The sequence below is a fragment of the Bacteroides caecigallinarum genome (assembly GCF_021531075.1).
In the GTDB taxonomy this organism is placed as follows: domain Bacteria; phylum Bacteroidota; class Bacteroidia; order Bacteroidales; family Bacteroidaceae; genus Phocaeicola; species Phocaeicola caecigallinarum_B.
On the sequence record NZ_JADYTJ010000098.1, the window covers coordinates 1 to 3435 of the forward strand.

General features: G+C 47.5%; 3 protein-coding genes. All 3 read right to left on the reverse strand.

The window, feature by feature from the left end; all coding sequences use genetic code 11:
- Positions 1-186: 186 nt before the first annotated feature.
- Positions 187-1956, reverse strand: coding sequence for a DNA topoisomerase (locus tag I6E11_RS14305; RefSeq protein WP_235338795.1), 1770 nt, complete (start codon positions 1954-1956; stop codon positions 187-189).
- A gap of 76 nt (positions 1957-2032) precedes the next feature.
- The gene (locus I6E11_RS14310; RefSeq protein WP_117887454.1) at positions 2033-2293 is read right to left on the reverse strand and encodes a DUF4099 domain-containing protein; all 261 of its coding nucleotides are present in this window, start codon (positions 2291-2293) and stop codon (positions 2033-2035) included.
- Between the two features lie 54 nt (positions 2294-2347).
- Positions 2348-3435, reverse strand: a 1088-nt coding sequence (locus tag I6E11_RS14315) for a DUF3945 domain-containing protein (RefSeq protein ID WP_235338796.1), incomplete at its 5' end; no start/stop codon positions are given.

The following is a 3435-nucleotide window of genomic DNA, read 5'->3' on the forward strand; positions in this document are numbered from 1 at the left end:
AATACCGGAGCGCAGCGAGGATGATTTTTTCCTGTCCAGCCAAGCCCTTGAGGGCAGCCTTGCGGCAAAAGGCAGGCAATCCAAGACCTTTGCCGCTTAAAAGCGGAAAAACAGATTCTTTTCTGTATGGACACAAAAAATGCAGACCTTCCGGCCTGCATTCTTGTGGTTATATTGATATGGATGTTATTCTTCTTTTGTGGAATAGGTGTTGAAAATGTCATCGGTCATTTCCTTGGCGAGAGTCCTGATCCTATTAAGAAAGTCCTGCCCGGTTATCATTCCGCTTTCAAGTCCGGTCAGTTGTTTTTCCCAGTCTGCGGTGAGTGAAGTATCCGCAATTTTCTTTCCACGGATGGTTTCGTAGGTGAACATACCTTTCGGGGTCGGAACAATATATTTCCCTGAATAACGGATATACTTACGGTTAACCAGTGTACGGATGATATTGGTACGTGAGGATACCGTGCCCAGTCCGTTCAGCTCCATGTATTCCACCAGTTCTGCATCCGTGAACGGATCTACCGGCAGTTGTTTTTTGTGTACCATGTTGCATCCGCATACATTCAGGGTATCACCTTTCTCCACTTCGGGGAGTTCTTTGACGGAATATCCCGATGTCGGGATCATGTCGGAATGCATGAACACGTCATGCCAGCCGGCTTCAATGATTCTTGTTTGTTCGGCCTTGAAATGTTGCGCCGCACAAACCGCTTCAACATTTGTCGTTTCTATGCGGCATGGAGCCATGAATACTTCGAGCATCCTTCCGGCTACAAGTCTGTAAACCTGCATTTCCTTTTCGGACAGATTTCCGGGACGGATACCTGTAATGATGATGGCATGATGTACATTGGCTTTTTCTGCACTTATTACGTGGCGGGACAAACTGGATATGTCAATACCTCCAGTTCCTTTAGCGACAGGGAACAGCTCCCATGATAGCAGACGCGTCATGATTGGTGAAAGCGAGTCAAACACATCCTCCGTCAGATAACGGCTGGAAGTCCTTGGATAAGAAATCAGTTTCTTTTCATAAAGGGACTGTGCGATGTCATACACCTCTGATGCGGTATAACCATAGCGGATGTTCGCTTCCTTCTGAAGTTGTGTCAGGTCAAGCAGATCCGGTGGAAGTATTTCCTTTACGCTGTGGCTGATACCTGTAATCTGTGCCTGATGTGCCAGCTTGCAGTCCTGGAAAAACATTGTAGCGGATTCTTTGTCTGGAAGATCCTGTGTGCGGCGCATCTTGAAAAGGATGCCGTCCTTTTGCAGGCTGATATAGATGGGCCAGCTGTCCGATGAAATATGGTTCTCCCTTTCACGGTAGCGTCTGCTGATGGCAGCCAGTACCGGTGTCTGTACCCGTCCGAGGGAATTGTTGCCGAGGCCCGTCGCCTTGCACATGGCATAGCTGGCGTTGATTCCGAGAATCCAGTCCGCCTTGTTGCGGCTGTCGGCAGCGAGGAACAGGCTGTCGTAACAGCTGTCCGGTTTCAGATTTTCCATGCCTTGACGTACAGACTCGTCAGTAAGAGAGGAAATCCACAGACGGAAGCAAGGCTGTGTACAGTTCAGGTATTGATAGACATAGCGGAATGTCATTTCCCCGTCACGGCTGGCATCGGTAGCCGCAATGATGGTGTCACATGCCTGAAACACCCTCTCGATTACTTTAAGCTGGAGCACGGCATCAATCTCCGGTATCCATCCGTTCTCGGTGCGTGTATGACGTACCATCAGTTCAAATTCGGATGGGATGAAAGGAAAATCATTCCGTTCCAGCTTCTGGGTTCCGTAGTCCTTCGGCATGGCCAGTGACAGCATGTTCCCGAAAGTCCACGTAACCATGTAGCCGTTTCCTTCCACATATCCGTTTCTTACTCTGGTTGCACCGATGATTCTTCCGATTTCTTTTCCTACACTTGGTTTGTCTGTTAATATGGCAATCATGATAAATTCTGTTTTTTATATCTTTCCATACGGTAAGTCCGTATGGAAAGAGAGATGATACATTATGGTTTCTTATTTATTCACCTGAAGGGTTGATACCGTTTACGCTGATGACCGGATTTCCATTCTCGTCTTCAATCAGACTGAGTGTGGCATCCATTGTAAGTGAAAATATAGGAGTCTTGATTTTAATGGACATGACATTGGTTTCCTCTCCCTGAAGGAGTAGGTCCATGTTTCCGTCCTTTTCAATTTGCGATCTGCTGATACCTACTGATTCCAGTTTTTCCCAGTCGATTTGTTCAGCCTTGTAGATATGATGATTGGTCTTGTTCATGTTCTTTCCTTTTTTTAGTAGTTGATGATTTGAATGATTTAAATCCCGTTCAGGTCAGACAGCCTGTTTTGCTCCCTTCTTCTGTTCCTGCTGTTGGGTATTGTCAGTCTGTGAAGCACGCTGTGAGGTATTACGACGTACATCCGGATTTTCCTGGAAATATTGCAGCTGTCCGGTGTTTGCGTTTACTTTCAGATAGGAATCGAACGGTTTGCCGTTGGGACCTTTCATACCCGTTACAAGGATGGCCTTTCCGTCCTGAAGATTTGCTCTTTCCTGTGCCGAAAGCAGGTGTCCGTAAACCTCAGCCGGGATGGTAGGTGCCTGCCGTTCATTGAAACCGTCCGGAGTTCTGGAATACTGTGGTCTTCCGCTTGCCAGGTCCAGCTTGACGAATGACGAGAATTCCTCACCTTTACGGTTGATCATGTTCTCAAGATAGATGGGCTGCCCTTTGCGTAACGCTTCCTTGTCCTCCGGTGTGAGCTGTACCGAACAGATTTCCTTTGGTATGTAGATTTCTCCCGTTTCCGGATTGTGGCGCGTATATTGGAGTCCGCCTGTAACCTTGTCCATGGTAACAAAGGAAGAAAACAGTTCGCCGTTCTTTCGTTTCATATCCTCTACAAGGATGGTGTGTCCTTCGTTCAACGCTTTGAGCTGCATGGGGGAAAGCGGCACACCGCCGAGTGTCTGCTGGTTGAAGGCCTGGTCTTTCGGGAAGATAAATTCGATGCCTCTTCTTTCCGCACTATATTGCAGATTGGCATTAAACTCTTTACCTTGATTGGACTTCATTCCCTCTACGAATATCTGTTCTCCGTTTTTCAGTTTCTGAATTTCATCCGGAGTCAGAGTAACACCTTTGATTTCATTCGGGATATAGACATGCTCCTGTCGTACGGCTACCAGTTCGTTGGTATTCTTGTCGATGGAAATCAGACATGGCTCTGTCGTGTTGCCACGCAGGTTAAGGTCAGCCACGCGTCCCATGTTTCCACTTTCACGCAGGTTTTTCTTGTCCTCTTCCGTGAAGATATGTCCGAAATAAGGACGGTCCAGTTCAGGTTCCTTTCTGATACCGTGGATGCCCAGCATGACCTGCCCGCCGTTGGATATGAACGAAAGGCGTGCATCAAGCT